This window comes from Oleiphilus sp. HI0125 (genome assembly GCF_001635355.1).
In genome coordinates, this window is record NZ_LWGF01000656.1 from 1 (window position 1) to 1,476 (window position 1,476).

Annotated in this window: 1 protein-coding gene; it reads right to left on the bottom strand. The window is 46.1% G+C overall.

The features are described from left to right. The coding region (gene pta, locus A3762_RS09000; protein ID WP_068755019.1) for a phosphate acetyltransferase at positions 1-1,476 on the bottom strand (1,476 nt) is incomplete at both ends.

Consider the following 1,476-nt stretch of genomic DNA (forward strand, 5'->3'; position numbering starts at 1 on the left):
ACCAGTACTTGCTCTGGCAAGCACATAAAGAAGACCGAAGAGACAACAGTGGCTGATGGTGCAGTTTTGATTAACTGAAGTGCTGGGCGAACAGTATTTGCTGTCGTGTGTAAAGCACCTGAAACTAATCCGTCTACTTCATCTAAGGCAACCATCATCGTCGCAAGAACTACATTATCTTCAAGTAGAGAGCGCGCCATATCAGGCGCTAAGCCTTTGTGCTTGCGTGCCTCCACCATATGAGGAACGTATCTTTCACGCACTTCGTCGGGGTTGATGACTTCTATTTCATCTAGAAATGTCAGACCTTGTGCTTCAGCAACCAAGCTAATGTCGCTGCGCTCCCCAATCATAACGCATTGAGCGATATTCCTTTCTTGGCAAGCAATCGCAGCAGCAACGGTGCGAGGTTCGTTTCCTTCAGGTAAAACGATACGTTTTTTGGCGGAACGAGCGCGAGACGTAAGCATGTGGCGAAATGCAGGGGGCGACAGGCGACTCTTTCGCTCTTTGGCGCATACTTGAGCGAGCCATTCCAAATCGAGATGCTCGGAAACCATACTCACAACCTGACGCATTCTTGCTTCATCATCGACCTGCACGACACGGTTAAGGTTTGCAAGAGCTGCTGCCGTTCTAAATGTGTCAGTTGGTGTTGATAGAAGCGGTAAACCAGCTTTTAAAGCGGCTGCGCAAAGCTTGTGTATGCGAGGGTCGATATTCGAATCACTTGTGAGCAATATGCCCGCGAGAGGAATGCCTGATAAGCCAGCCATACACGCAGCGACAATGACGTCACTTCGGTCTGACGGTGTTACCACAAGCGTGCCAGGCGTTAGCCTAGGAATGATGTTGTCTACGGTCTTTGCAGCAAACACGATGTCATAAATTCGGCGAGAGTCTGATTCACCTTCGTTAAGCGAGTTAACGTCTAATGTGTACTTGAGATCGCTGACCCTTGGGGCTGCGAGTTCTTTCATAAGAGGGATCGCTCCAATTAAATGGAAATTATTGGTAAAGACATTTAGGTCACTTATTGAAACGAGGCGCGCTGAAAAGTCCTCATCAGATATTTCGCCAACGCGATTTAATACTACTCCAAGCACGTCAGGACTCTCTGTGCCGTGATATAGGGAAGCCGCAACTTTGAGGTGTTTAGATAATTGAGTAGGTGTCCGTTGATTGACGTCGGCGACAAGAATAACGGGCGCATTTAGATTCTGAGCAATATCGATATTAAGTCGCGTTAAATAGGCTTCATTTCTATCATTCGGAATACCTTCAACAACGATTACGTCTTTCTTAGCTGCTACTTTTTCATAATTAGCAACAATACGTTCCATCAACAAACCACCTTTATTTTCACTCATCAACATTTGCGCGTCTGATAGTGAAATGATCTCCACATCGCTTTCGATATTAAGGACTTTGGCAAAATATTTTGAGTTGTCGTCGTGCCCGACTTGATAGCTAATT